The organism is Streptomyces sp. NPDC037126 (genome assembly GCF_055605965.1).
This window is the reverse complement of record NZ_JBVJTD010000004.1, coordinates 498365-523703: the sequence shown is the minus strand read 5'-3', so window position 1 is coordinate 523703 and position 25339 is coordinate 498365. Positions and strand designations below refer to the sequence as shown.

25 protein-coding genes are annotated in these 25339 nt (G+C 71.3%); 14 read left to right on the top strand and 11 right to left on the bottom strand.

The window, feature by feature from the left end:
* Window positions 1-85: 85 nt before the first annotated feature.
* Together ACZ7FF_RS13870 and ACZ7FF_RS13865 are read right to left on the bottom strand one after the other, a co-directional pair.
* A complete protein-coding gene (locus tag ACZ7FF_RS13870) occupies window positions 86-655 on the bottom strand; it encodes a dihydrofolate reductase family protein (protein WP_470812186.1) in 570 nt (189 codons plus the stop codon).
* Between the two features lie 185 nt (window positions 656-840).
* The gene (locus ACZ7FF_RS13865; RefSeq protein ID WP_470812184.1) at window positions 841-2187 is read right to left on the bottom strand and encodes an MATE family efflux transporter; all 1347 of its coding nucleotides are present in this window, start codon (window positions 2185-2187) and stop codon (window positions 841-843) included.
* Between the two features lie 90 nt (window positions 2188-2277).
* Between ACZ7FF_RS13865 and ACZ7FF_RS13860 the strand changes: the two genes are divergently transcribed.
* Window positions 2278-2811 (top strand): PadR family transcriptional regulator, encoded by a 534-nt coding sequence (locus ACZ7FF_RS13860; RefSeq protein ID WP_470812182.1) that lies wholly within the window; start codon window positions 2278-2280, stop codon window positions 2809-2811.
* A gap of 209 nt (window positions 2812-3020) precedes the next feature.
* Here ACZ7FF_RS13860 and ACZ7FF_RS13855 read toward each other — a convergent pair whose 3' ends face one another.
* The 4 genes from ACZ7FF_RS13855 to pdxR form a co-directional block, all read right to left on the bottom strand.
* The gene (locus tag ACZ7FF_RS13855; protein ID WP_470812181.1) at window positions 3021-3272 is read right to left on the bottom strand and encodes a hypothetical protein; all 252 of its coding nucleotides are present in this window, start codon (window positions 3270-3272) and stop codon (window positions 3021-3023) included.
* A gap of 135 nt (window positions 3273-3407) precedes the next feature.
* Complete coding sequence (locus ACZ7FF_RS13850) at window positions 3408-4103, bottom strand: response regulator transcription factor (protein ID WP_470812179.1); 696 nt, start codon at window positions 4101-4103, stop codon at window positions 3408-3410.
* Window positions 4075-5316, bottom strand: coding sequence for a sensor histidine kinase (locus ACZ7FF_RS13845; RefSeq protein WP_470812178.1), 1242 nt, complete (start codon window positions 5314-5316; stop codon window positions 4075-4077). The genes ACZ7FF_RS13850 and ACZ7FF_RS13845 overlap by 29 nt, the downstream gene beginning before the upstream one ends.
* Before the next feature lie 224 nt (window positions 5317-5540).
* On the bottom strand, window positions 5541-6971 hold the full coding sequence (pdxR, locus tag ACZ7FF_RS13840; protein ID WP_470812176.1) for a MocR-like pyridoxine biosynthesis transcription factor PdxR: 1431 nt from the start codon (window positions 6969-6971) through the stop codon (window positions 5541-5543).
* 46 nt (window positions 6972-7017) lie between these two features.
* Here pdxR and ACZ7FF_RS13835 point away from each other — a divergent pair, with 46 nt between their 5' ends.
* From ACZ7FF_RS13835 to ACZ7FF_RS13825, 3 genes are all read left to right on the top strand, one after another.
* The gene (locus tag ACZ7FF_RS13835; RefSeq protein ID WP_470812174.1) at window positions 7018-8187 is read left to right on the top strand and encodes an MFS transporter; all 1170 of its coding nucleotides are present in this window, start codon (window positions 7018-7020) and stop codon (window positions 8185-8187) included.
* Between the two features lie 259 nt (window positions 8188-8446).
* Window positions 8447-8572, top strand: a complete 126-nt coding sequence (locus tag ACZ7FF_RS13830) for a hypothetical protein (protein ID WP_470812173.1) — start codon at window positions 8447-8449, stop codon at window positions 8570-8572.
* Window positions 8573-9013: 441 nt separating this feature from the next.
* Window positions 9014-9376 (top strand): hypothetical protein, encoded by a 363-nt coding sequence (locus tag ACZ7FF_RS13825; protein WP_470812172.1) that lies wholly within the window; start codon window positions 9014-9016, stop codon window positions 9374-9376.
* Between the two features lie 114 nt (window positions 9377-9490).
* Here ACZ7FF_RS13825 and ACZ7FF_RS13820 read toward each other — a convergent pair whose 3' ends face one another.
* Window positions 9491-9913, bottom strand: coding sequence for a hypothetical protein (locus ACZ7FF_RS13820; protein ID WP_470812170.1), 423 nt, complete (start codon window positions 9911-9913; stop codon window positions 9491-9493).
* A gap of 449 nt (window positions 9914-10362) precedes the next feature.
* Window positions 10363-10962 (bottom strand): TetR/AcrR family transcriptional regulator, encoded by a 600-nt coding sequence (locus ACZ7FF_RS13815; protein WP_470812168.1) that lies wholly within the window; start codon window positions 10960-10962, stop codon window positions 10363-10365.
* 86 nt (window positions 10963-11048) lie between these two features.
* Between ACZ7FF_RS13815 and ACZ7FF_RS13810 the strand changes: the two genes are divergently transcribed.
* Window positions 11049-11744: an SDR family NAD(P)-dependent oxidoreductase gene (locus ACZ7FF_RS13810; protein WP_470812166.1), complete on the top strand. Its 696-nt coding sequence runs from the start codon at window positions 11049-11051 to the stop codon at window positions 11742-11744.
* Between the two features lie 222 nt (window positions 11745-11966).
* Entirely contained in the window at window positions 11967-12386 is a 420-nt protein-coding gene (locus tag ACZ7FF_RS13805) for a hypothetical protein (RefSeq protein WP_470812164.1), read from the top strand.
* A gap of 176 nt (window positions 12387-12562) precedes the next feature.
* On the opposite strand, the gene ACZ7FF_RS13800 is transcribed toward ACZ7FF_RS13805, so the two are convergent.
* Window positions 12563-12856 carry a hypothetical protein gene (locus ACZ7FF_RS13800; RefSeq protein ID WP_470812162.1) on the bottom strand — a complete coding sequence of 98 codons (294 nt, stop codon included), beginning with the start codon at window positions 12854-12856 and terminating at the stop codon, window positions 12563-12565.
* Window positions 12857-13413: 557 nt separating this feature from the next.
* Between ACZ7FF_RS13800 and ACZ7FF_RS13795 the strand changes: the two genes are divergently transcribed.
* Window positions 13414-14844: a selenium-binding protein SBP56-related protein gene (locus ACZ7FF_RS13795; protein WP_470812161.1), complete on the top strand. Its 1431-nt coding sequence runs from the start codon at window positions 13414-13416 to the stop codon at window positions 14842-14844.
* Between the two features lie 66 nt (window positions 14845-14910).
* On the top strand, window positions 14911-15669 hold the full coding sequence (locus ACZ7FF_RS13790; protein WP_470812159.1) for a hypothetical protein: 759 nt from the start codon (window positions 14911-14913) through the stop codon (window positions 15667-15669).
* A 13-nt stretch (window positions 15670-15682) separates the two neighbouring features.
* Here the strand turns inward: ACZ7FF_RS13790 and ACZ7FF_RS13785 are convergent, their stop codons facing one another.
* The gene (locus ACZ7FF_RS13785; protein ID WP_470812256.1) at window positions 15683-16213 is read right to left on the bottom strand and encodes a TetR/AcrR family transcriptional regulator; all 531 of its coding nucleotides are present in this window, start codon (window positions 16211-16213) and stop codon (window positions 15683-15685) included.
* Between ACZ7FF_RS13785 and ACZ7FF_RS13780 the strand changes: the two genes are divergently transcribed.
* Window positions 16118-16519 (top strand): zinc-binding dehydrogenase, encoded by a 402-nt coding sequence (locus tag ACZ7FF_RS13780; RefSeq protein ID WP_470812255.1) that lies wholly within the window; start codon window positions 16118-16120, stop codon window positions 16517-16519. The two genes, ACZ7FF_RS13785 and ACZ7FF_RS13780, sit on opposite strands and share 96 nt — an antisense overlap.
* A 190-nt stretch (window positions 16520-16709) precedes the next feature.
* Entirely contained in the window at window positions 16710-18605 is a 1896-nt protein-coding gene (locus ACZ7FF_RS13775) for an N-acetylmuramoyl-L-alanine amidase (protein ID WP_470812158.1), read from the top strand.
* Window positions 18606-18798: 193 nt separating this feature from the next.
* On the opposite strand, the gene ACZ7FF_RS13770 is transcribed toward ACZ7FF_RS13775, so the two are convergent.
* Window positions 18799-19788 (bottom strand): hypothetical protein, encoded by a 990-nt coding sequence (locus ACZ7FF_RS13770; RefSeq protein ID WP_470812157.1) that lies wholly within the window; start codon window positions 19786-19788, stop codon window positions 18799-18801.
* A gap of 221 nt (window positions 19789-20009) precedes the next feature.
* On the opposite strand from ACZ7FF_RS13770, the gene ACZ7FF_RS13765 reads away from it, so the two are divergent.
* The 4 genes from ACZ7FF_RS13765 (at window position 20010) to ACZ7FF_RS13750 (ending at window position 25268) form a co-directional block, all read left to right on the top strand.
* On the top strand, window positions 20010-21383 hold the full coding sequence (locus tag ACZ7FF_RS13765; RefSeq protein ID WP_470812156.1) for an FAD-dependent oxidoreductase: 1374 nt from the start codon (window positions 20010-20012) through the stop codon (window positions 21381-21383).
* A 73-nt stretch (window positions 21384-21456) separates the two neighbouring features.
* Window positions 21457-21924 (top strand): hypothetical protein, encoded by a 468-nt coding sequence (locus tag ACZ7FF_RS13760; protein ID WP_470812155.1) that lies wholly within the window; start codon window positions 21457-21459, stop codon window positions 21922-21924.
* A 523-nt stretch (window positions 21925-22447) separates the two neighbouring features.
* Entirely contained in the window at window positions 22448-22801 is a 354-nt protein-coding gene (locus tag ACZ7FF_RS13755; RefSeq protein WP_470812153.1) for a DUF5132 domain-containing protein, read from the top strand.
* A 172-nt stretch (window positions 22802-22973) separates the two neighbouring features.
* The gene (locus ACZ7FF_RS13750; protein ID WP_470812151.1) at window positions 22974-25268 is read left to right on the top strand and encodes an ABC transporter ATP-binding protein; all 2295 of its coding nucleotides are present in this window, start codon (window positions 22974-22976) and stop codon (window positions 25266-25268) included.
* Window positions 25269-25339: the final 71 nt, after the last annotated feature.

Below are 25339 nucleotides of genomic sequence, written 5' to 3'. Positions count from 1 at the left end.
TACGTGGGCCCTGGTGAACGCGGCGGTTCAACCTGGCTACGTCACGCGGACGCCGCCCAGGGGTCCACATTCCGTTTCTGGGGACTCAGCCCTGACGTGCCACGCGGTGGCGGAGGAAGACGATTCCTGAGCCGAAGGTTCGGGCCTCGACGAGTTCGAGGTCCACCCGGCGCTCGTCCTGGGCGAAGAACGGAACGCCACCGCCGACCAGCACCGGGTAGACCCTGGCCCGGTACTCGTCGATCAGACCCGACGCGGCCGCCTCGGCGGCGAGGGTCGCGCCGCCGATCGCGATGTTCCCCTCCCCGGGCTCGGCGCGCAGCCGCTCGATCTCCTCCGTCAGGCCGTCCGAAGCCAGGCGGGCATTCCCCTGCACCGCCGACAGCGTGGTGGAGAACACCACCTTGGGGATCGCCTTCCAGAGCGCGGCCCATTCCAGCATCGAATCGGCGAGCGACGGATCCTGATCGGCGGTCTCCCAGTACAGCATCGTCTCGTACAGCCGCCGTCCCAACAGGTGGACGCCGACCTCCCGGATCTCGTCGGTGACGAAGCGGAAGACCTCCTCGTCGGGCGCCGTCCAGTCGAAACGGCCGTCGGGCCCGACGACGTAGCCATCAAGTGACATGCCCATCGAATAGGTCACGCTGCGCATCAGAAGGCCTCCTCGGCGACGGGTTCGAGGGTACGACCGCCGGATGCCGCAGGACTCATCGCGACTCGCGGGATTCCCGCTGATCCGGCCCCGGACACGGCAGCCACCGCCGAGGACGCCCCGCCCTGCCCGCCGGCTGCACGCCGCTGCCCGTCCCAGCCGTCGCCGGTTGCACTGAGCACGCGTCAGCTGGTCCGCACCAGTGAGGCCACGGTCTCCGCCGTACGCCGGGTCCGCCGCAGCAACGTCGCCACGACAGCGCACTGCACGGTCATCGCGAGCGCCAGCGCCAGGCAGACGCCCGGTAGCCCGAGGCCGGACATGACGTAGGCGAGCGGGAGTTGGACGGCCGTGCCGAGCAGGGTGACCCACAGCAGCATGGGCGCTCCCCCACTTCCCTCGAAGACCCCGCCGAGCGCGATGAAGCAGGCCATCAGCAGCAGGTAGGGCCCGACGCAGCGGAGGAACAGCACCCCTTGGTGGGCGACTTCGGGTCCGGCCGCGAACGCGGTCATGACCCAGGGAGCCGCGACGGCGAACGACACGGCGGCCGCAAGACCCAGCGTCCCGGAGACCAGTACGGCTTGGCGGCCGATGTCCCGTCGTGCCTCGCCGCCCGCTCCCCTGGTGTGCGCGGTGTGGATCGCGGCGGCCTGCCGCAGAGCGTAGAAGGCCATGGTGGCCACGTACATGGCCTTGTAGGCGATCGCGTAGGCCGCCACCGCGCTGATCCCGAGCCGGGCCACGATCGCCACGAGAACGAGCGCTCCACCCTGGCGCACGGTGAAGTCGGCGGACATCGGCAGCCCCGTGGTCAGGCCGCGGCGCAGGGCCGTGCCGAGCGGGTGGGCCGGGCGGACCCGGGCGGCCGACCTCAGCAGGGCGTTGCGGCGCACGGCGACGAGGCCCACCGTGAGGGCGGCGGCCCGGCACAGCACGGTGGAGGCGGCGGCGCCCCGGACGCCGTGGAAGTGGATGAGGAACGGATCGGCGACGAGGATCAGGCCGTTGGCCAGGAGCGCGAGCCGCAGGGGCGTCCGGGTGTCGCCGGCGCCTTTGAGGATGCCGTCGACGAGCTGCTGGACGAAGAAGACGGCCATGCCGGGCAGGGAGATCGCGAAGTAGTCCGCGGCCAGGCGCAGGGGCGCGGTGTCGGTGCTGCCGAGAACCAGGCGGGCCAGCGGCTCACGCAGCAGCAGGCCACCCACCGCGACGAGCGGGGTGACCAGCCCGCACAGCGCCCAGCCCCCGCGCACCGCGGCGCGCACGGCGGCCGGATCCCGGGCGCCCCGGGCGTGCGCCACCAGCACGGTCGTACCGGAGGCGAAGACCAGCGCCACACCGAGCAGCACGTTCTCGGTGTTGGTGGCGACGGCCACGGCTGCGACGGCGGCGCCACCGAGGCGGGAGACCCACACGGTGTTGACGATGCCGGAGGCGACCGAGGCGAGGAGCGAGAGGTAGACGGGGCGGGCGAGCGCTATGAGCTGCGCGCGGTGAACTTTCGCGGTCGGGGTCGCACTCCGGATCACGCACTTCCTCCTCGAATCGAGCTACCTCGTTTAGAGGTAACTCGATAAGAGCTAGCATGAGGGCCGGGGGCGTCGCAAGGAGGAGTGCGGGTGCTGGAGTTGTCGATCCTCGGCTTCCTCGCCGAGGAGCCGCTGCACGGTTACGAACTGAAGGAGCGCATCAGGGCGCTCACCGGACACGTTCGCCCGGTCAGTGACGGCGCGCTCTACCCGGCCATCAACCGGCTGGTCGCAGCCGGGATGCTCGACGAGCACACCGAGGAGGGCACGGGCGCCGCCCCTCGCCGGGTGCTGTCCCTGACCGAGCAGGGCCGCGCCGAACTGCTGGAGCGGCTGCGCCACCCCAAGCAGGCCGAGATCACCGACCAGGTCCGGTTCAACACGGTGCTGTCGTTCCTGCGGCACCTGGCCGACCCCGCGGCACAGGCCGCGGTGCTGCGCCGCCGCCTGGAGTTCCTCGACACCCCGTCGAGCTTCTTCTACCGCGGCGGCGAGCCGGTGGGCGCCGAACAGGCCGGGGACCTGTTCCGGGAGGGCATGCTGCGCGTCGCCCGAGCCACCGGCACGGCGGAGAGATCCTGGCTGCGCGAGGCCATCGACACACTCAGCGAGGCGGCGCCCTGAGGAATCCGCGCCCACAGGCGGCTCGGCCGGCCGTACGAGCAGTCGAGTGCACGATCATGCGACTGCAGGGGGATCCCTCCGCTCTCGCGCTGCCAGAGGCGAGCGCGAGCGGTATCGGGGGAACCCTTGGACCCGCGGATCCCGCTTTCGTAATGGAGGGGCGGGTTGTCGGCGGGCGCGGCCGGGCTCGCCCTTCGGCGGGGTCGAGGTCAGGTGATGTTCTTGGTCTTGCTGACCCACTGCGGGAGCGTGAGCCGTCCGACCGCGGGGGCGGGCTTGCGACGGGGCGGGACGTGGCCGCGCTCGGATCGGCCGTGGAGATATCCGCGGTGGATGTCGCCGGCCAGGGAGTCCCGCAGAAGGGTCAGCTGGGGCGCCACGGCGGCAAGGCAGTCGTGCTGGTGGCGGGCCGCCATCGTCGTCCGGTCGTAGCCGTTGGTCCGGCTGGGAATTTCGATCATGGTGAGACCTCCGTTCGCCATCCCACCTTCACCCAGCAGGGGCCCCTCGCGCGTCGTCCTCGCGCAGCGTTTCCCGGCTACCACGGCCGTGGTACCCGGCACGCCCGCCTACGGCCCGGGCAGACGTGCCGCCTGCTACGTGGGCACCTCGGAGCGCCCTGGTTCCGGCGCCGGACAGGCCAGGCCGCACTGGTAGGCGATGACCACGAGCTGGGCCCGGTCGCGGGCCGCCAGCTTGGTCATGGCCCGGTTGACGTGGGTCTTGGCGGTCAGCGGGCTGACGAACAGTTGTTCGGCGATCTGGTCGTTCGACAGGCCCAGGGCCACCAGCCCGAGGACATCGCGTTCCCGCGGCGTGAGGCATTCCAGCCGCTCGTGCACCTCTCCTTGGCACGGGTTCGGCTGTGCCAGGAAGCGCCGGATCAGCGCGCCCGTGGCCGCGGGGGACAGCAAAGCATCGCCTGCGGCGACCGTGCGGACGGCCTCGACCAGTTCCTCAGGGCGCGCGCCCTTGCCCAGGAAGCCGCTCGCTCCGGCGCGCAGCGCTTCGGCCACGTGCTCGTCGTCCTCGAAGGTGGTCAGGATGAGCACCTTCACCGCTGCGAGATCCGCGGACTCGCTGATCAGCCGGGTGGCTTCGAGGCCGTCCATCTCCGGCATGCGGATGTCCATCAGCACCACGTCCGGGTGCTGGGCCCGCGCCAGTTCCACCGCCTCCTGGCCGTTGGACGCCTCGCCGACCGTCTCCATGTCGCTGGTGGAGTCGAACAGCATCTTGAAGGTGCCCCGCAGCAGCGCCTGGTCATCGGCAAGCAGTACGCGAATCGTCATGTCCGTCCCTCTTTGGTGTCTCGCCGATCAGCAGGCCGGGCCGCAGCGGCAGGTCGGCCGTCACGCTGAAGCCGCCCTCGGGGCGCGGCCCCGCCTGCAGCCGGCCCCCGACCGTGGCCACCCGCTCCCGCATCCCGATCAGCCCGTGCCCGGAGCCCGCGGGCGGGGGATGTTGCCGCGCGCTGCCCCCGTCGTCCTCGACGGTGATCGTCAGCCGTTCGGAATGGTGGTGCAGGATCAGCCGGGCGTGGTCGGCCCCGGCGTGCTTGCGCACGTTGGTGAGGGCCTCCTGAACGATGCGATACGCGGCCAGGTCGACCGTCGGCGCCAGGGGGGCGGCGGTGCCGTGCCGGGTGTGGTCGACGGCCAGGCCGACGCGTTCGAAGGACGCCAGAAGCACCGGTATGTCGGCCAGGCCCGGCACCGGGTTGCGTGGCGCGACCGGATCGCCCGACTGCCGCAGCAGGCCCACGGTCACCCGTAGTTCGTCGAGCGCGGACCGGCTGGTGTCCCGGATGTCCTCCAAGGCGGTCAGTATCTGTTCCGGGTGCTGCTTCGCGAGATGCGCGGCCACACCTGCCTGGGCGTTGATCAGTGCGATGTGGTGGGCGACGATGTCGTGCAACTCGCGTGCGATGCGCACCCGTTCGGCCGCCACCCGCTGCTGTGCCTCCTGCTCACGCGTGCGCTCCGCGTGCTCCGCTCGCTCCTCCACGGCCGCCACGTAAGCGCGGCGGGACCGGAGGCCGTCGCCGACGGCGGCGGGCAGCGCCGTCCAGGCGAGCAGTGCCGCGTTGTCGGGGTTCAGCCACGAGTGGGGGGCGCACAGCAGGGCGGTGCCCACCAAAGTAGCGGCCGATGCGGACGCGGTGGTCCAGGTGGTACGCCGGTCGGTCAGGAGGGCCACGCTGTAGACGGACACCAGGACCGGGCTGATCACCAGCGGGCTCTCCCGGAACCCGAGGACCAGGAAACTCACCCCACAGCCCAGCGCGACGGCCAGTACGCCGATCGGGTGGCGACGCCGCCAGACGAGTGCGCAGCAACCGACGCCCGCCAGTACCAGGGCAGTCCAGCGTAACGAGAACCGGTGCTCGTGCGGTTCGATCGAGGCAGCCACCACGGACAGCAGGAACAGGACGGCCAGGCCCAACCCGTGCGCCACACCGGTCCGGGCCGGCGGCCGCCGACTTTCGTCGCTGATCACCACCATGCCACCACCGTAGGGTCGGCAGCCGGATCGAGCATCGTGTCGTCGCGCCGGTGCACGGTCACCGCGCTCTGCCGCTCGACGAGGACGTCCTCCCGGCGCGCGAAAAGGTCCGGCCCGCCGCTACGGGGGAAAGCGGCGGGCCGGACAGCCCCACAATGACACACCTAACCCCGTCTCCGGACCTCAAACAGGGGCGACGAAGCCGAAACCGTTCGCAGACTGGCTCAACGACGCGCCAGGCCCACCCGCCCGTCGAGCAGATCACCGACCGCCGCGATGCCCTCCCCGATCGCCTGGGCGGGGACGTCACCGAAGCCGAGGACGAGTTGCGGCGGGTCGGTCGCCCCCGTGGTGCGGCAGGCGCTCATGCCGTAGAGGCCGACGTGCCGGGACCGGGCCTCGGCGACCACTGCCTGCTCCGCGGTCCCGTGCGGCAGGTGAGCCACCGCGTGGAAGCCCGCGGCGAGGCCGGTCAGTCGGACCGCCGGGGCGTGTGTGGCGAGCGCCGCGCGCAGGGCCTCGCAGCGGGAGCGGTACAGGGTGCGCATTCTGCGCAGGTGGCGGTCGTAGCGACCGGACTCGACGAGTACGGCGAGGGCCAGCTGGTCCAGGGTGGGGGTGCCGCGGTCGGCGATCCGTTTCAGGTCGGTGATCGGCGCGGTGAGCTCGGGCGGGGTCAGCAGCCAGCCGATGCGCAGGGCGGGGGCCAGGGACTTGCTGACCGTTCCGATCGAGATCACACGGTCCGGGGCGAGACCCTGGAGCGCACCGACCGGCTCCCTGTCGTAGCGGAACTCGGCGTCGTAGTCGTCCTCGATGACGAACCCGCCCCGGCGCGCCGCCCAGTCGGTCAGGGCGCGGCGGCGGTCCGGAGCCAGGACCACGCCGGTGGGCCACTGGTGGGCCGGGGTGACGACCACCGCCTCGGCGCCGGTCGCCGTCAGCGCCCCTACGTCGAGGCCCGCTTCGTCGACCGGCACCGGAAGCACCCTCAGCCCTGCCGCGCGGGCGGCTGCCGTGACGGCGGCCGGGGCGCCGGGGTCCTCGTGGGCGACGGTGCGTACCCCGGCGCGGGCCAGGGCCTGCAGGGTGAGGCTCAGGCCCTGGGCGTAGCCGGATACGACGACGGCGTGCGCGGGGTCGGCGGCGGCCGCGCGGACCCGGCGCAGATAGGCGGTGACGACCTCACGCAGGACCCGGCTGCCGCGTGGGTCTCCGTAGTCGAGGTCGGCGGTGGGCATGGTGCGGGACGCCTCGCGGACCGCCCGCACCCAGTCGGCGCGCGGGAAGGCGGCGAGATCGGGGACCCCGTGCCGGAAATCGGCTATCAGGCGCGGGAGTTGGACGATCGCCACGGACTCGGGCGTGGGTGGGGCGGGCGGTGCGCAGGGGGCCACTCGGGTGGCGGAGCCGACGCGGGTGACGAGGTAGCCCTCGGCCTGCAACTGCGCGTAGCAGTCCTGGACGAGTCCGCGGGAGAGGCCGAGGGCGCGCGCGAACTCCCGTGAGGAAGGCAGCCGTTCGCCCTCGCGCAGCCGCCCGGTGCGGATGGCGTCCCGCAGCTGCCGTTCGAGCTGGGAGCGCAGCTGCTCACCGCTGCTCCGGTCGACGGTCAGCAGGACTTCGGGTGAGAGACCGGCCCACTGCACAGGCATGGAATTGGAGCTTACCGGTGGGCCGGTGGCTGCCTAGCGTCGGGGCATGACGAACTCCCCTTCCGACGAGCTGACTTCGGCCGTACGGCCGCCGCTGCTGAGCCACGCCCTGCTGCTGCGGTTCGTCAGCATGGTCGGCGCGTCGACGAGCTTCTATCTGCTGCTGTCGACGGTGCCCGCGCACGCCGGCCCTCGCGGCGCGGGCCTCGCCACGGGTGCGCTGATGCTGACCACGGTGGCCGGCGAGGCGGCCGCGCCCCGGATCATCGCGCGGTACGGCAACCGAGGACCGCTGGCCGCCGGGTTGTTCCTGCTCGGCGCGCCCGCCCTGGCGCTGCCCGTCGCGGGCGGCCTGTCCGGGACGGTGGCGGTGTGCCTGGCACGCGGCCTGGGATTCGCGCTCACACTCGTCGCGGGGGGTGCCATGACCGCGGCCCTGATCCCGGCGGAGCGCAGGGGCGAAGGACTCGCGCTGGTCGGAGCGGTGGGAGGGGTACCGTCGCTGGTGGCACTGCCGCTGGGTGTATGGCTGTCGGCGCGGGTGGGGTACGGCGTCGTCGCGGTCGCGGCGGGGGTGGCGGCGCTGGCCGTCATGCCTTCGATACTGGCGTTGCGGGACCCCAGCGGTGGGACGGTGTCGTGCGAGGCGGGCCGGCAGGTCCTCGGCATGGCCGCGGCGTTGCGCATGCGAGCGCTTCGGCGGCCTTTCCTCGTCTTCGGCACGACCGCGCTGGCCGCCGGGATCCTCGTCACGTTCCTGCCGCTGGCGGCCGGATCCGCGGCGGCGGGCGCGGTGAGTACGGCCCTGCTGGTGCAGCCCGCCGCGGCAACTGGCGCCCGCTGGCTCGCGGGGTACTACGGCGACCGGCGGGGCGCGGGGCGGCTGGTCGTGCCGGGTCTGCTGACGTCCGCCGCCGGGGTGCTGTTGACCGCGTCGACCTCCAGCCCCGTGGCCGTCGTCGTGGGGTCCGCGGTGTTCGGTGCCGGTTTCGGCGTCACCCAGAACGCCACCCTGACCCTCATGTACGCCCGCGTCGACCGTCCCTCGTACGGCACGGTGACCGCTTTGTGGAACCTCGCCTACGACGCCGGTATGGGCGTCGGCGCCGCGGGCTTCGGGCTCGTCGCGGAGCGTACGGGGTACCCGTGGGCGTTCGCCCTGACCGCCCTGGTGATGCTGATCCCGGCCGTACGTACCCCGGCCAAGGGCGACTGAGCCGGCCGCGCCGTGCCGGGCCCCGGAAGGTGGTCTCCTCGCGTAGGCGCCGCGGCACGGTCCGAGGCGGCCGTGGGGATCGGGGCGCGGATCTCGAGCTGGGGCGGCGACTGCCGCCCTCGTACGCGACGGCACCCATCGCTACGCGCCACCCGGTGCCTGGGGCAGGGCGGTGGCCGAGGCGCGGGAGTCGGCTCGCTGGGGGACCGACCCCGCCGTCCAGGCTGAGACCGACGCCCAATATCAGGGCATCTGTCGGATGTGGACCCCGGACACGGCCGCGTTCAAGGCCCAGTGGCGCGTGGCCTACGACCAGGTCGCCGCCGGGCTCGCCGAACACCAGCGGGACGCCGTGGTCGCCTACGCCGACGCCCGGCTGGACTGACCAGTCACCAGTTGTTGGGGCTGCAGACCCAGCAACCTGACCGCGCCGCCCACCAACTCCTCGCGGCGCCTCCCCCAGGGTGCGGCACCGCCCCACCCCTGGAGTACCCGCCGCGATCCCCAGCTACTGGCCCAGCTGTGGCTGCACAAGGGGACGGGCGAGGCAGCCGCGCTCTTCAAGCGCGAGCGCTTCTACAGCCCCTAGCTGACTCGATCGCGTGGGCACAGCACATCAGCCTTGTCCCGGCACCGGTACCGGCACTACGCCCGTACCGGCCGCCATCACTCACCGCCACCGGATGGCGACTCGACGTACCCGCCGGAAGGGTCCTCCACGTCAGCCTGCCGCTCCACCGATCGGAGGACACACCGCGGCCGCGAGTGCAGGTGCAATGAATCGCATAAGTCCCCCGCTCAGAACCGAGAAATACGAGGTTTCCTCATGCTCAACGCCCAACGCCGCATAGCCCGGATCGCCGGTGTCTCCTGCATCGCACTGCTGGCCGCCGGAACCGTAGGGGTGGCCAGCGCCGAGGCTGCGCCCATGGCGAAGGACCACGCGCCCGCTTCCGTGGCCGGCAAGCCCTACCCGAACGACTGGCAGTGGTGGCAGTGGCACTACTGGCACCACTACTGCGACTACCCCTACTACTGGCACCACTACTACCAGCACAACTGGCCGTACGGCAGCACATGGTGGCCCAGCAACACCCAGGGCGGCACCCAGGGTTCAGGCTACGGCAACACCCAGGGCGGTACGCAGGGCTCCGGGTACGGCAACACTCAGGGTGGTACCCAGGGCTGATGAGTGAAGAGCCTGGCACCTCGCGCTGGAGACCTGTGCGGGGGTGCCGGCTCTGCCGTGTTCGCGCGGCCGCGGGCAGTGGTCGTACCCACTGCCCGCGGCCGGTCTGCTGGATCAGCGGACGTGCACCGTCACCACGTCGGACGCGTGCAGCCGCACGGGGTGGTGGTCGCGCTTGCTCTTCAGGCCGTACAGCACCGCACGGAACTGCAGGTCACCGCGGTGCGCGGACGTGCCGTGCGCGGTGAGTCGCGCCTCGGCTTTGACCACGGCACTGCAGCCCTCCTGGTGCCACGACCGCTTGCCGGTCCGCTCCTCCAGGCACAGCTGATGGAGGTAGCCGGCACTGTCGTCATCGCCCTGCGCCTTGATCGTGATGTTCTTGCCGACGTGCGCCGTGTGGGGCGCCGTGATACCCACGTCGCCCTTCGCGAACGCGGGCACGGCGGCCAGAGCCACCGAGGCCACACCCAGCGCACCGATCACGGCCGCACGGCCGCCCCGCGCCTTGATCCCGGTCTTCTTCGTCCTGGTCATGGACTTCCCTCCTGTGGGTCTCCCCGACGTGGTGAGTCCCACCCCCTGTCGCGACGGTGCCCGGTTGCGCCATCGCTGATCATTCAGATGAGCAGGCCTCCCCGCCCGTTGCGCCCCTCCCGGCGCCGTTACAGATCCAAGACAAAACACACCGGCCAGGCCTAATCTCACCAACAGCCACCAAATCACTTCCCGGAACGACAGCCCGCCGACCTCATTGCCGGATGCCATCGGTCAGCCGGACCCGGCTGCGATAACGAAACCCACAGTGGCACCCGCCGGGCGCTCCGGCGGGTGTCGCCTCCACACTGCCTCGCGGAAACACCCCTCGTGCCGGGCGCCGCTCCCCTCAACTGGTACGGCCATCAAGGGACATGGGGCGCCACCGTGAAGGCGGACGGCAGGGCGAGGCATCGGATGGCGGCCGTGTGCCGGAACGGCGTGGGGGCTCAGTTCGGGCGGGGTCTGAGCAGATCGTCGACGAGGGTGTCCACGAGCGCGTCGGGGATGCTCGTTCCGGTCAGTGCGCGGTAGACGATCGGGCCGAGGAGGACGTCGATCGTGGCGTCCGAGCCGAGTGGGAGTGATATCTGTCCGGCGTCGAGCGCGCGCGTGAGCATGGTGCGTTCCCGCTCGCGGCGCGGGCCGAGGAAGCGCTCCTGGAAGCGCTCGGCCGCGCCTCGATCGTGCTGCGCCTCGGCGATGAGTGCGAGCAGGACCTTGCCGGCGGGGTCGTGGGTGAGGAACTCGGCGAAGTCGTGCAGATAGTCGCGGATGCTCCGCGCGGTGGGCGCGTCCGCCGGAACGGGCAGGCGCTTGTCGCTGTCCTCGATGAGGGTGTCCAGGAGGATCTCGCTCTTCGAGGGCCACCAGCGGTAGATCGTCTGCTTGGCGACCCCGGCGCGGCGCGCGATCGCTTCGACGGTGAGGGCACGAAAGCCGTGTTCGACGAGCAGATCGTCGGCGGCGTGGAGCACGGCCAGGCGTGCGGCTTCGTCACGCCGGTTGCCGGAGCGCGGCCTTGGGGACTGACGGCTGGTGGCGGGCATGCGGCACACCATACCCGTCGACGGACATTGACTAGACGCAACGTCGCGTCTAGCTTGAAGTCCCCACCGTGGCAAAGGAGTTAGATGTGTCCACCACACCCATCCGCGAAGCCCTCATCATCGGCGCGTCCCGGGGACTGGGACTCGTCCTCGCACGCGAACTCGCCGGACGCGGCTGGCACGTCACCGCCACCACACGCGGGGCCGACGACGAGCTGCGGGCCGGCGCCGACGCCTGGAAGGGACGGCTGACGGTCGAGCCGCTGGAGATGACGAGCACGGAGGAACTGGCCTCTCTGTGCAGACGCTTGAGTGATCGTCAGCTCGACCTGCTCTTCGTCAACGCCGCCATCGACCGCGGCGACCTGCCGATCGACCGGGTCCCCACCGACATGTTCACCGAGGTCATGATCACCAACGCGCTGAGCCCGTTACGAACCCTCGAAGCCCTGCGCGGGCTCGTCGTACCCGGCGGGACCGTCGCCGTCATGTCCTCCGAGCAGGGCAGCATCACGCGCAACACCGAGGACGGCTACGAGCTCTACAAGGCCAGCAAGGCCGCGCTCAACCAGCTGATGCGCAGCTACGCCACCCGCCACGCGAACGACCGGCACACCAAGCTGCTCATCGACCCGGGCCACAACCGCACCGCGCTCGGCGGACCCGACGCACCCCTCACGCCCCAGGAGAGCATCCCGGCGGTCGTCGACGTCCTGGAAGCACAGGCCGGGGCGCCTGGCCTGCAGTTCCTGGACCGCCACGGCGAGACCGTGCCGTGGTGAGCCCCCGCTTCGGGGCGCGGACTTCGACCCGGAACCCCTGGAAGCCTCCTGGCCAACCACTCAGAGCAACCGCGGTCTCCATCGGCTGTTACAAGACGGGGACATATCGCCGATGAACGCCCGTCTCTTCCGTGTCGTCCCTATAGCTGACTACGCCAAACGGCATGTAGTTCTCTTCCATCAAGAAAAACCACTTTCGCCACGGAAAGGGATATATCTGTGATGATCTCGAAGCGGCGCTCCCTGCGTATAGCCGTCATCGGTGCTCTGGGCGCCGCCTCTCTCGCCCTCGCGGGCACGGCGACGGCCGCCACCACGGCCACGCACACCACGTCTCCCGTCGCCGTGGTGCAGAAGGCCCAGGCCGCCAAGGCAAGCATCACCGCCACGCCGTCGACGACCTCGGTCCGGGCCTGGCAGCTGTTCCGGGTCACCGGAAAGACCACCGGCCTCAAGGCCGGCAGCCAGGTGACCCTGCAGCAGGAGCAGCACGGCAAGTGGGTCTCCCTGCTCGCGTCCGTCCCCGTCTCGCGCAGCGGTTCCTACTCGCTGGGCGTCAAGCTCGGCATCAAGGGCAAGAACGACCTGCGCATCGTCAACGGCAAGACGGCCTCGCCGGTCTTCAACGTCACGGTCCGCTGAACCACGCTGCCCGCCATGTCGGGCCGGGCCGAACCGCCGCTCCCCGCAGCGCGGTTCGGCCCGGTCCCGAGTGGCGGCTACGTCGCTGCCACGGACCGTCGCAGCGGCCGATTCGGCTCAGCCGTACACCGGACCTGAACAGGACCATTTCTTGCGGAAGTTGGGGCCGGTACGGCTCAACCGGCCGGCACAGAGCTGAAACACCCCCGGGTCAAGGCATGTGCGGCGCAGTACGCCGGGTCTGGGGCCGTGGGCGGATGAGGTGGGTCCCAGCCCGACTGGCAGGCCATCACTGCGGGCGACTGGAGGAAGTCGGCCATGTCCTCCTCGAAGCGTCGCCGTGGATCACCGTCCAGGACGAAGACACCCGACATCATCATGCCGGTTCCGTGCTCGGCCAGTGCCTGCTGCTGCGCCGCGACCACCTTCGATTGCCGGGACAGGGCCAGAGAGTCGTTGCTGAACAGCACGACGTCGCCCGGTCCCGGTGCCGGCCTGTCACGGAAGAGGTGACGGCCCCAGCCCCGGATCCGGTCCCCCCCAGGCCGCGACACTGGTCATCAGCGGATCACCGGAACCGCGGCACCAACGTTCACGGACACACCGCAACCTTTCTGTCGGTCACGTACGGGGCGGCACGAGCGCGCCGGGCATGAGAACCGGGCATGATCCCCGGCGGCCGACACGTAACAGGCACCCGTCCCGCCTGATCAACTCGAACCGGACCGTTCGCGAGCGTCGACCCTGCCACCGCGAGCGTCCCACCTGGGCGGATGTCTCCACTCCCCCGTGCACAGGGACGGAAAAGGATCACTCACACGTGAAGTGCGTTCGCATCCGCGCGCGCGGTACGGAGGGAGGCGGTCGCGCCGTCGAGCTGTCGCCTTGGCAGGCACTCCAGGGCTGTGAAACGCTCGTTTCGTGGCGAATCCAACCCTCGTCTGCACGTCGATCTCGAACGTGTGAGCTGGCCTGTCTGCCGGGAGTTCACCCGATCCGGGCTTCCGTTCGGGAGTAAGGAACAGCCATGAGTACGACCGAGCACATTCACGACCGCGACGGCCAAAGCGATCCCACGTTGTACCGCACCCCGGCGGACGCCGTCGCCGCGCCGGCCGAGAAGCTCGCCTATGTCGTCGGGTTCGACCCGGCCGCAGAGCACGCGGACGCGTTGTTCACCGTCGACACCGACCCCGAATCCCCGGCGTACGGCCGTGTGATCTCCCACGCCGAGCTGCCCGATCTGGGCAACGAACTGCACCACTTCGGCTGGAACGCCTGCTCCAGCGCGCTGGGGCACGCCGGTCATCACCACGCTGCGCGCCGCTACCTCATCGTCCCGGGACTTCGCTCGTCCCGCTTGCATGTCCTCGACACCTTCCCCGATCCCGCCCGTCCTCGTCTGGTCAAGGTGGTCGATCCCGAGGAGCTGGCCGCCAAGGCCGGATATTCACGTCCGCACACACTGCACTGTGGCCCCGACGGAGTCTTCCTGTCCTGCCTGGGCGGCGCGGACGGCGCGGACGGGCCCGGCGGCATCGCGCTGCTGGACCACGAGAGCTTCGAAGTGCTGAGCGCCTGGGAGAGCGACCGCGGGCCACAGCGTCTCGCCTACGACGTCTGGTGGCATCTGCGCCAGAACATCGCCGTGACCAGCGAGTGGGGAAGCCCCTCGATGATCGAGGACGGCCTCGTCCCCGAACTGCTGCTGGACCGCCAGTACGGGCACTCACTGCACTTCTGGGCGCTCGACACCGGTCGACACCTGCAGAACGTCGATCTGGGGGACGAGAACCAGATGGTGCTGGAACTGCGCCCCGCGCACGACCCCGAGGCGACGTGGGGGTTCACGAACACCGTGGTCAGCGTGGAGGACCTGTCCGCGTCGGTGTGGTTGTGGCACCGGGAGGGCGAGGACTTCGTGGTCCGCAAGGTGATCACCATCCCCGCCGAGCCCGCGGAGCCGGAGGATCTGCCCTCGGCGCTGAAGCCGTTCGGTGCCGTGCCCCCGTTGATCACCGACATCGACCTGTCGGTGGATGACCAGTGGCTGTACATCTCCGCATGGGGAACCGGCGACCTGTTCCAGTACGACGTGAGCGACCCGTTCCGTCCGAGGCGGACCGCGGTGGTGCGCCTCGGCGGCATCGTCAGCCGGCAGCCGCACCCCGCCGAGCCGGACGTGCCGCTGACGGGCGGAGCGCAGATGGTCGAGCTCAGCCGCGACGGGCGGCGCGTGTACCTGACGAACTCCCTGTACGCCGCTTGGGACGAGCAGTTCTATCCCGGCGGCCTCGATCCGTGGATGGTCAGACTCGACGCCGACACCGCGCGCGGAGGGCTCTCGGTCGACGAGCGCTTCTTCCCGCGCTACGGCGATTTCCTCGGCCTGCGCGTGCACCAGACGCGCCTGCAGGGCGGAGACGCCTCCTCGGATTCGTACTGCTACCGCCGCTGACGGAGCCGACGCACCGGGGCACCGCGCACACAGGCCGCCGCCCTCGCAGGAGGGAACATGCTTTCCGTGTCCTACACAGTGGGCGCACACATCCACGACGCGCCCGGATGGCAGCCGCCCCCCACCGAAACACTGGTGGCCGTCGTCATGGTGGCCCTGGCCACCGTGGTGGGCGCCTGGTCGGCGCGGCGGATATCGGGGCGGTCGGCGCTCCTCCTGGCCGCCGGTTCGGGGATACTGCTGGTCGTCGCGGTCCTCGATCTCCTGCCCGACGCTTGGAACGAGGCCCATGAGGCCGGCGTGCCGCAGTGGGCGGTGCCGCTCACCGGGCTCGCCTCGTTCGGGGTCATGGGCGCGGTGATCCGTATCGGCTGCCCGTGCGCACTGGGGCGCGCGGGAGGTATCGGGGCGGCGTCGGCGCTCGCTCTGCACCGCTTCCTGGAGGGGGCGACGCTCGCCCTGACCGCCTCCGTCGCGGTGGTGGCGGCACTCCTCGTGCACGCGGCCGGCGAGGGCCTGGCGCTGGCGGCCCTGCTGGAGATGCCGCCGAGGCGACGCGTGGCTCCATGGATCGGGCTTGCCTGTTCGAGCCCGGTCGCGGGAGCCGTCGTGACGAGCGCTCTGCCCATTGCGGACGGCGTCATGCCGTTGCTGCTCGCCGTCGTTGCCGGTGTCCTCGCCCAGGCCGCGTGGGTGGCACTCCGGCTCGCCCGCGAGCAACGGCCCGCGGACCGGCGAGTCCCCGCGGTCCGGGCCGCGACGGCGATGACTCTCGCGGCGGCCGTCACCGCGGTCGTCCTCCTCGTCGGGGCCGCACACCGGTGAAGGCCGCCCACGGCTACCGTCCGGTCGCGCCCGTGGAGTTTCCGGAGGGGCCGGTGACGGCCCAGGCCGCCTCGGTCATCCGGAGGATCTCGTCCACCGCGGCGTCCGGATCCGCCGCTTCACGAGCCAGCGCATAGGCGTCGATCACGAATCGTGCGATCGTCCCGCAGTCCGTTGTGGTCCGCCGCAGGTCCGGATCGGCGGCGATGGCCGTCGCCGGCGACTCGGCGTGGCGCAGCCTCATCGACTCCTCGTACTCCCGGAGGGCAGGCGATCCGTCGATCATGCGCCAGATCGGGGCGGCGCCGTCCGCCGTGCAATGTCGCACCAGGGCCTGGATCTCGCGGCGCAGCGCGGGGATGAGGGGCTCGTGGGACGCCCGGCCGGTGACGGCCTGTGTGAGGCGCTGCTCGAAGTGCTGCAGATCGCCCGCGACCGCAACATCACGGTGATCGGCGCGGCCGGGGCCGCGAACCAGGACTATCTGCGCAGCCTGGGTGCCCTCGCCACGACGTACGGCGAGGGCTGGGTCGGGCGGGTGCAGCGGCTCGGCCGTGTCGACGCGGCCCTCGATCTGGCCGGCTCGGGCGTGATCCGCGAGCTCGTCGAGCTGACCGGGGATCCTCGGAACGTCGTCTCCATCGCCGATCTCGGTGCGCCGGAGCTGGGAGTGCGGTTCTCCGGCGTGGCCGGGAGCGTGCCGGACGCGCTCACCGAGGCCGCCGACCTCATCTCGCGGGGAAAGCTCCACATCCCCGTCGAGAGGTCGTACACGCTCGCCGGGGCCGCGGCGGCGCACATCGACAGTCAGGCCGGTCACACCCGCGGGCGCCGGGTCCTCGTCATCTGAAAGCGGGCCGCACGTCGCCCTCAAGCAGACGCCGAGGCGGAACCCGGCACACCTGATCGCCGTCTTCACATCATGTACAGATCATTTTCGTGTGCCCAACTAAGCGGGTCCGGGCCTCACTTAGCGCCCCGCCCGCCGCGTTGCGGCCCACGGAGTTCGGAATCGGCGCAGGAGAGTCAGGTAACTACACGTGCATGAGCGCAAGCCGCCTCGGCGGCTGCTACTGACCATCGCGGCAGGCGTGCTGGCAGCCGCGGGGGTCTCGGCCGTCCCGTCGCCCGCCCAGGCGGCGGCACATCGGGGAACGGCCGACAGCCGTCAGCACACCTTCGAAAAGGCGGCGGCGGAGTACGACGTCCCGCTGCCCGTCCTGCTGGCCGTGGCGTACCACGAGTCCGCCTGGGACGCGCATGCCGGCGAACGCAGCACCAGCGGCGGCTACGGACCCATGCATCTGACGGACGTGACGCCCGCGATGCTGGCCGCGGGCGACGCCGGTGAGGCCGGGCGGGCCGGCCTCACCGAAATGGCCTCCGCTCCGTCCCTGCACACCCTCCAGGCCGCCGCCAGGCTGACGGGGCTGCCCGCGAAGCGACTGCGTACGGACGAGGCCGCCAACATCCGCGCGGGGGCCGCCCTCCTCGCCTCGTACGCGAAGAGCACTGTCCGTGGCACCCCGAAGGACCCGGGCAAGTGGTACGCGGCCGTAGCCCGTTACAGCGGTTCCTCCGAGCAGCGCGCGGCAAGTGCCTTCGCCGACCGGGTGTTCGCCACCATCGAACACGGTGCGGAGGAAACCACACGGGACGGACAGCACATCGACCTGCCGCCCACTCCGAGGGTGCGACCGGCCACCGGACCACTGTCGGCGCTGCACCTGAAGACGACGGCCGCGGCGGACAACACCGAGTGCCCCGTCACCGTCGACTGCACCTTCCTCCCGGCCGCGGCGGCCAACGGCCAGGTGTCCGACCGCCCCGCCAACGGGATCAGGATCGACTCCATCGTCATCCACGACACCGAGTCGTCGTACGACGCCGCCCTCAACAGCTTCCAGAAGCCGGGCGGCGGATCGGCCCACTACGTCATCCGCTCCTCGGACGGCGCCGTGACCCAGATGGTGCCCACCAAGGACATCTCCTTCCAGGCGGGCAACTACTCGACCAACCTGCACTCGATCGGCATCGAGCACGAGGGCTACGCCGCCGCGGGCGGCACCTGGTACACCCAGAACGAGTACGAGACCAGCGCGGAACTCGTCCGGTACCTGGCCGATCGCTTCGGCATTCCCCTGGACCGGCAGCACATCATCGGGCACGACAACGTGCCGGGCCCCAACTCGGCCCTGGTGTCCGGCATGCACTGGGACCCGGGCCCGTCCTGGGACTGGGAGCGCTTCATGCGGCTGCTGCACGCCCCGCTGGGCGGTCGGCACGGCGTGGGCCCCGTCGGCTCGGTGGTCACCATCACCCCCGGGTACGAACGCAACCAGCAGACCGTACAGGTCTGCCCGTCGGACGACCCCACCGGCACCACACCGGCGTGCACCGAGCGGACCCAGGCGTCGAACTTCGTCTACCTGCGAACCGCACCCAGCGCCACCGCGCCGCTCTTCGGCGACCAGGCCATCCACTCGGACGGCGTCGGCACGGACCGCGTCAACGACTGGGGCAGCACCGCGGCGGCCGGTCAGCAGTTCGTCGTCGCCGACCGCCAGGGTGACTGGACCGCCATCTGGTACAGCGGCACGAAGGCCTGGTTCCTCAATCCGCACGGCTGCGACACCACGCCCGCCCACGATGTGACGGTGGTCGGCGCCGCCGGCACCTCACCGGTGTCGGTGTACGGGTCGAGCTACCCGGACGCGAACGAATACCCCGCCGGGCTCTCCCCCTCCACCCAGACCCCGCTGAGCTTCTACAACGTTCCGGCCGGACAGGCGTACGTCGCCACCGCCGCGCCCGCGCCGACCGACGACTACTTCCCCTCGACCGGCCGTGTCGTCATCGGCGGGAAGACCATGTACACCATCCAGTACAACCACCGCACAGCCCTGGTGTACGCCTCCGACGTCAGCGCTCGGTAACCACGGGGCGAGTCGTCGGCCATGGCCGTCCCGGCCTGGCGGAAGCCAAGTCCGACCGTCCCGAAGCCGGGGCAATGAGGCCGACCGGTGCGCTACGGCGGAAGTCGTAGCGCACCGGTCGGCCGCAACTCCTTCCCGTCGCGCCGTCCGACGAACTCCCGCCCCTCCCGCGACACGGGCCCGGTCGCGGCAGTCAGGGACGGCGGCCCACCCGCACGGCGGGCTGCTGAGCACCGCCGGGCTCACTCACTCGCCCACGGTCGCCGCGTACCAGCGTCCGCATGATCCCCGCGCCCGTCAGCACCGCCGTGAGGTGCAACGCCACGGCGACCGCGACGTTCTCCGGGTAGCTGACGTCACTCGGATGCGCCACCGCCACGTACACCGTGGCCGGCAGCCTCCAGCCGCTCCACGCGAACATGGACCCCGATCCGAGCCAGGCGGGCGCAAGCACGAGCGGATACGGGAGCCGGGTCGACCCGCGCCGGACGAGGGCCGGTACGGCGGCGGAGGCGGCGAGGGCCCAGCACGCGCTGACCCCGACCAGCACGTGCCAACTGGCCGGACGCTCGTCACGGTGCGCGATGCCCCACGGGCCACCGGCCGCCCAGTACAGCCAGACCAGGCCCGTCACCGCGCCCGTCACCGCCGGCCACAGCGGCCCCGGCGAGGTCAGGGTGCCAGGTCGCTCCGGTCGGCGCAGGGCGTGGGGCCAGCGCCGCCGCACGTAGGCGGGAAGCGCGACGGCCAGCCCTATCCCGGTTCCCACGAAGCTGCACTGGAGCAGTACCGCCTCCCAGCCCGGCATCGCCGCGTCGCCACCCGAGCTCCCGGAGCCTCCCGAACTCCCCGTCCCCGAGCCCAAGAACGCGCTGACGGCCACGAACGGCAGGATCGACACCAGGAACCCCGACCCCACCCAGCCGACGAATCCCACCAGCCGGCCGGGTATCCGCATCCCCCACGGCCGCACCAGCGCCAACCCCAGCGTGATGCCGGCCGCCGCCATAGCGATCGTGACGGTGTTGAGCACCAGCCACCCGCCCAGGCTGAACCCCCGTCCGACCGGCAGCAGCCCCAGCAACGAACCGACCACCCACGACACCTTGATCACCAGATACGGCACCAGGGCCGCCGCCGCCCCGTACGCCGCCGCACGCCCGATCCGGTCCCAACGCTCCACCACTTCTCCCTCCGCCGGAATTCCATCGTCGGCGTCCGCACATGCCTCCACATCAGCCCCCGGGAGCGCGCCACTCCCCCGCTCGGCTGACCCGCCCCTCCGCCCCGCGGACCACCCCGTGAAGCCTCACCGCCCTAACTCGGCTGCAGGCGGGGCCGGTTCGGGACTGAAGATCGTCAAGGAGTAGGCTCGTTCCGCAACACGGCGCGAAGGGGAGATCGGTGGCGCGGGTTGCGGTGATCGGCGGGGGTATCAGCGGGCTGGGTACGGCGCTCATGCTCGGTCGACGGGGCCACGGGGTCACGTTGTTCGAGCAGGACGCGCGGCAGGCCGGAGACGACCTGGACCGGGACTTCTTCCACTGGGACCGGCCCCGCGTCCCGCAGGCCGTCCAGCCCCACTCGCTACTCGCCCCCGTGCGCACGGTGTTGCGGGCGGAGGCCCCCGATGTCCATACGGACCTGCTGGCGCGCGGAGCCCGGGAGTATCACGAGTTCGACTGGTTCGGTGAGCATCCGCCGCGTCGGGCCGGCGACGAGGACTTGGTGACCCTGCGCACCCGCCGCATCGTGCTGGAGGCCGCCCTGGCCGCGGCCGTGCGGCGGGAACGCACCGTGGATGTGCGGCGAGGCTGCCGAGTGCACGCCCTCACCCTTCGGGAGGGCCGTCCTGCCCGGGTCACCGGCGTGCGGGTGGGCGCGGAAGTCCACCGGGCGGACCTCGTCGTCGACGCGTCCGGTCGCCGCTCTCCGGTGCCCGCCTGGCTGGTCGCGGCCGGCTGCCGCGCTCCCGTGGTCGACAGCCACCGCACCGGGATCGCTTATGTGTGCCGCTGGTACCGCCTGCGCGCCGACGGGCCGCGTGATCCCGGGCGGGTGAGGACGGGCTCGGCCGCACCGTTCGCGCTCGCCGGCGTCTTCCCTTCCGACAACGGCACCTTCGCGGTGAGCCTGGTGCTCTCCACGGGCGATCCGACCCGCGGCGCGCTCACCGACCCCGCCGTGTTCGAGGCCGTCGCCCGCCGCTTTCCCGCGACCGCCGCCTGGCTCGGCCTGGCGCCCGAAGCACGGTCGACCGTGCTTGCGATGGGCGGCCTCGACAACCGCTGGAGCTCCCTCGCCGACGATGAGGGTCCTGTCGTCACCGGTCTGGTGAACGCCGGGGACAGTCTCATCCACACCAATCCCACCTTCGGCCACGGCGCGGCCCTCGGCCTGCGTGCCGCCCAGTACCTGGCCGCCCATGTCGACCAGGTCGCCGCGGATCCCATGGGCTACCACACATGGGCGGCACGGAGTCTCCGTCCGTGGTTCGACGCCCAGGTGGCGGCCGACCGGGCCGACGGTCAACGCCTCGCCGAGGGCTCACCACGCACGGACCGGCGAGCCGCCGCGCTGGCGGCTTGCGCCTTCGACGATCCCGTCGTCATGAGAGCCCGGGCCCAGGTGCGCCATCTGCTGCGACTGGCCGACGACGCCTACGGCACCGACGAGGTGAACCGACACGTCGACGCCTGGCTCGCTGCCCATCCGGACTTCACGCCGCGGCACGACGGGCCGACCCGGGACCAGTGGGAGGCACTCATCCCGAGCTGAGTGTGGTCCGCCGCCCGGGCCCGTGGCCGACGGCCGTTCGCTTGGCGGCAACACGGCCCCCGTAGGATGAGGCATGGAATCGAACTTGACGCATTCCGGGACGAGTTGGGGCCGACGGCGCTCAGCGGCCCTGGCCTCCCTGCTGAGTGCGGCGGCCCTCACATGGACCGCGGTCGCGCTGAGCGTGCACTCGACCGACTCGTCCGCACTGGCCCCCGACAGTGTGACCGACGCCGATCTGGCCCGGCTCGGCGCCGCCGCGATGGCCGTCATCGCGGCGGTGGCTGCCGGACTGTGGTGGCGCCACCGGGCGACGGTACATCAGCCGATGGCCGGCGGAGGCTGGGCACGGGCGGCGTTCGCCGTCTCCGCCGTCCATTCGATGTGCGTCGTACCGGTGATCCTCTTCGCCTCCTGGGGCTGGAAGGCCCCGGTGATCGCGTTCACGTGCGCGGTACTCGCGGCCGGTGTCCGGGAAGCAGCACGCGTGACCACAGCGGCCGACACCCACACGAACCCACTGGTTCCGATGGCCGCCTGACGCAGGCTGAACCACGTGGCCGGCCTCGGATCGTTCGGCCACTGCCCCGTACCCGGTCGTCCCAGGGAGGCCGGGTGCGGCGCCACTCGCCCGAGGCGCCGGGCATCGGCTCTCCGACTTGCCGGGCGGGGCCGAGCGGCGTATCCGTTCGCTACGTAAAACCACCAAGGCCGGTGTCGATTCCCGTCCTGTGGTGGCGGGTGATGCACTGACTTCGCTGTGCTCAGTACGTAGGAATATCGGTCGAGTGCGGTGCTCGGTAAGTGTGTATGGGCAATCAATGTTGCTCGGGAAAATCAAGAGCACTCGCAGGAGTGAAACCGGCCGGGAGCGTTTGGCCTTGATGGTCGTGACTCCACTACGGTGATGGAAGAGCGGGTGCTGGACCCCATTGATGAGGATTCGACCCAGCAGGGAAATAACGAATTCTGGAAACGGGTGCTTCCGTCCGCCGAGTTGTGCTGCCCCGGTGTTCCGTATGCCGGGGGTCCCCGTCATACGTATACGTAGAGGATGGAGCACCATGCCGCCCGTAGTACCGCCCTTCCTGATCGGCCTCATCGCCGCGCCGCTCGCCAAGCGCCTCCTCAAGCCGCTGATGCGCGGTGTCGTCAAGACGTCCGTCAGTCTCGCGCTCGAGGTGAAGAAGGCCACCCACGAGGCCGGAGAGAACATCCACGATCTCGCTGCCGAGGTGGCCGCCGAGATGGTGGCGGCGCAGGTCGCGGCAGGTGGCGGCGAGGCCCGCCCGGGTGAGGCCCGGCAGGTCGCCGAGAACAGCTCCCCCAGGGCCGAGAAGGACGAGGCCGCCCGCACCGAGGGCGACGCGAGGGCTCCGAAGATCCGCGCGACCGCCCCCGCCGGCAAGGCCCGCTGAACGTTCGTCCAGCGGCCCGGGCCGCCGTGCGGGCCCGGACAAACGCGCCCGAGTGGCGGTTCGGCCGCGACACCGCCGGCCGCATCGTTTTCTCCGGACTTTCCTCTCCGTCGCGTTAATTCGTCGTGCTCGTCACGGTTTTTGCGACCTCCATAAACAGGTGATCGTACACATGTCATCTCTGCTGGGTGCCTCGGCCGGATATCGCTCCGTGGATTTGGACGTGCGGCCGCGTTCGGTCATTCCGGGCCGCCAGCGCTGGGACGTCGGGCTGGTTCTCGGCCGGCCCCAGGCGGCCGAAGTCCTCGCCGCGGTCCTGCGGCGCCTTCCCGGGATCACCGAGGCGCAGGCCAGCCCGATCACCGGCGGGGTCCTCGTCCGGCACGACGCGCGGGTCAAGGCCGCGGACGTCGGCCGGCTCGTCCGCCGGGCCGTCACCCTGCTCGTGGAGGGCTCCGCCGGAGCGGGGCGCCCGGCCCCGGCACGGCCCGCCGTCGAGCCAGGCCCGCGCGCGGACGGCGGCGTCGTGCGTCCCGTGCTCGCCGTCGGGGGCGGCATGGCGGCCTGCATCGCCCTGCTGCGCGGGTCGGCGCTGAGCAAGCAACTGGTGGCCCTCGGCGGAGTGGCGGCCGCGACCGCGGCGGTTGCCCGGAAGGCCTGGCGCCGGACGGCCGACGCGACGCGGGACCTGCCCGGGACCGAAGCCGAGCGACATCCCCTGCTGGAGATCGTCGGACCGCACCGCCGGCGTCTCTACCGCGCCTCCGCGCTGTCGGTCGCCTGCCAGGTCTCGGAGATGGCTCTCGGCACCTTCCTCGGCTGGACCGCGCTGGTGCTCATCAAGGGTGAGGCGGCGCCGCTGCTGCGCTTCGGTCTGACCACCGCGTCCGCTCAACTCTGGGGCCTGGCGGGGCTGGTGGCCGTCGCCTGTGCCGCCGTGGCGGGCCTCTCGTACTCCTCGAACCTCCAGTGGCGCCGGCTCGGGCAGGACATCGAGCACGACTGGCGCAACCGGACGTACGCCCATGTGCAGCACCTCGAACTGCGGCACCTGGAGGGCGAGCGGACCACCCGCATCGCCGGCGCGCTCACCGACGACGTGCGCCAGCTGGGCACCTTCTTCGCCACCTCGGCCAACGACCTGCTGCAACTCGGAACCAGCCTGACCCTCCTCGTGCCGCTGTTCCTGCTGCTCGCGCCGCAGATCGCCTGGATCGCGTTCCTGCCCATCCCGGTCATCGCCTGGCTGTCGTGCCACTACCAGGACAAGGTCGCGGCCGACTACGCCGTCTCCGGCGAACAGCGCGCCAGGCTGCACAGCCAGCTGGTGAACGCGCTGGAGGCGGGCGCCACCGTCAAGAGCTTCTGCACCGAGGACTACGAGGCCGAGCGTGTCGACCGCCTGAGCGGGGAGACCCAGGAGAGCGACCAGCAGACCGACCGGACCACGATCCGCCACGCCGAGATCGTCCGGGTCTGCACGACCAGTTCGATGGCCGGGACCCTGCTGATCGGCGGCCGGTCTGTGCTCAACGGCAGCCTGCCGTTCGAGGTGTTCAGCCCCCTGATCGGGCTGCCCCAGATGGTGCTGGTGCGGATGAACCGGCTCGGCGGCATCGTCGACCAGTACCAGCGCACGCTCACCGCCTACGACCGGGTCCAGCGACTGCGCGCCCTGCCCACCGAGACCGACGGCACCGGCGGACCGCTCGACGTCGAGAAGGTGCGCGGGGAGATCGTCCTGGACAACGTGACCTTCGCCTACCCCGACCGGCCGCCGGCGCTCGAGGACCTCTCGCTGACCATCTCCGCCGGTCGGGTCACCGCCCTCGTCGGCGCCACCGGCTCCGGCAAGACGACGATCGCCAAGCTTCTGATGAGGTTCCAGGAAGCGGAGTTCGGCAGCGTGCTGCTCGACGGGCGCGACGTGCGCGACGTGCCGCGGCACGATCTGCGCCACGCGATCGGGTTCGTCGCGCAGGACCCCTTCCTCTTCGACGGCACCATCGCCGACAACATCCGCTACGGCAGCTTCGGCGCCTCGGACGACGCCGTGGTCGAGGCGGCCATCAGGGCCGAGGCACACACCTTCGTCGCGACACTGCCGGACGGCTACGACACGGTGATCGGCGAACGCGGCGCCGCCCTCTCGGGCGGCCAGCGGCAGCGGATCGCGCTCGCGCGCGCGATCCTCAAGGACGCACCGGTCGTGATCCTCGACGAGGCCACCTCCGCCGTCGACAACGAGACCGAGGCCGCCATCCAGCGCACGCTCCGCGTCTTCGCCGCCGACCGGACCATGCTGGTCATCGCCCACCGGCTCTCCACGGTCCGCCACGCCGACCGGATCTACGTCATGGACAAGGGCGGAGTCGTGGCCGAACAGGGCACCCATGACGAACTCCTCGCCCAGCACGGACTCTACGCATCCCTCTGGCGACTCCAGGCCGGCGAACTCGCCGCCTGAGCGCAGCTGCCGCGTCACCCCACCGCCGACCGCGTGACATCACCGCGGTCGGCGTGTCCCGGCCTGCCCGG

Bases quoted from the DNA above. Each gene is read 5' to 3' on its own strand.
- ACZ7FF_RS13870 (WP_470812186.1), bottom strand. From the start codon at position 655: ATGCGCAGCGTGACCTATTCGATGGGCATGTCACTTGATGGCTACGTC.
- ACZ7FF_RS13855 (WP_470812181.1), bottom strand. From the start codon at position 3,272: ATGATCGAAATTCCCAGCCGGACCAACGGCTACGACCGGACGACGATG.
- ACZ7FF_RS13850 (WP_470812179.1), bottom strand. From the start codon at position 4,103: ATGACGATTCGCGTACTGCTTGCCGATGACCAGGCGCTGCTGCGGGGC.
- ACZ7FF_RS13845 (WP_470812178.1), bottom strand. From the start codon at position 5,316: ATGGTGGTGATCAGCGACGAAAGTCGGCGGCCGCCGGCCCGGACCGGT.
- pdxR (WP_470812176.1), bottom strand. From the start codon at position 6,971: ATGCCTGTGCAGTGGGCCGGTCTCTCACCCGAAGTCCTGCTGACCGTC.
- ACZ7FF_RS13835 (WP_470812174.1), top strand. From the start codon at position 7,018: ATGACGAACTCCCCTTCCGACGAGCTGACTTCGGCCGTACGGCCGCCG.
- ACZ7FF_RS13830 (WP_470812173.1), top strand. From the start codon at position 8,447: ATGTGGACCCCGGACACGGCCGCGTTCAAGGCCCAGTGGCGCGTGGCC.
- ACZ7FF_RS13825 (WP_470812172.1), top strand. From the start codon at position 9,014: ATGCTCAACGCCCAACGCCGCATAGCCCGGATCGCCGGTGTCTCCTGC.
- ACZ7FF_RS13820 (WP_470812170.1), bottom strand. From the start codon at position 9,913: ATGACCAGGACGAAGAAGACCGGGATCAAGGCGCGGGGCGGCCGTGCG.
- ACZ7FF_RS13815 (WP_470812168.1), bottom strand. From the start codon at position 10,962: ATGCCCGCCACCAGCCGTCAGTCCCCAAGGCCGCGCTCCGGCAACCGG.
- ACZ7FF_RS13805 (WP_470812164.1), top strand. From the start codon at position 11,967: ATGATCTCGAAGCGGCGCTCCCTGCGTATAGCCGTCATCGGTGCTCTG.
- ACZ7FF_RS13795 (WP_470812161.1), top strand. From the start codon at position 13,414: ATGAGTACGACCGAGCACATTCACGACCGCGACGGCCAAAGCGATCCC.
- ACZ7FF_RS13760 (WP_470812155.1), top strand. From the start codon at position 21,457: ATGGAATCGAACTTGACGCATTCCGGGACGAGTTGGGGCCGACGGCGC.
- ACZ7FF_RS13755 (WP_470812153.1), top strand. From the start codon at position 22,448: ATGCCGCCCGTAGTACCGCCCTTCCTGATCGGCCTCATCGCCGCGCCG.
- ACZ7FF_RS13750 (WP_470812151.1), top strand. From the start codon at position 22,974: ATGTCATCTCTGCTGGGTGCCTCGGCCGGATATCGCTCCGTGGATTTG.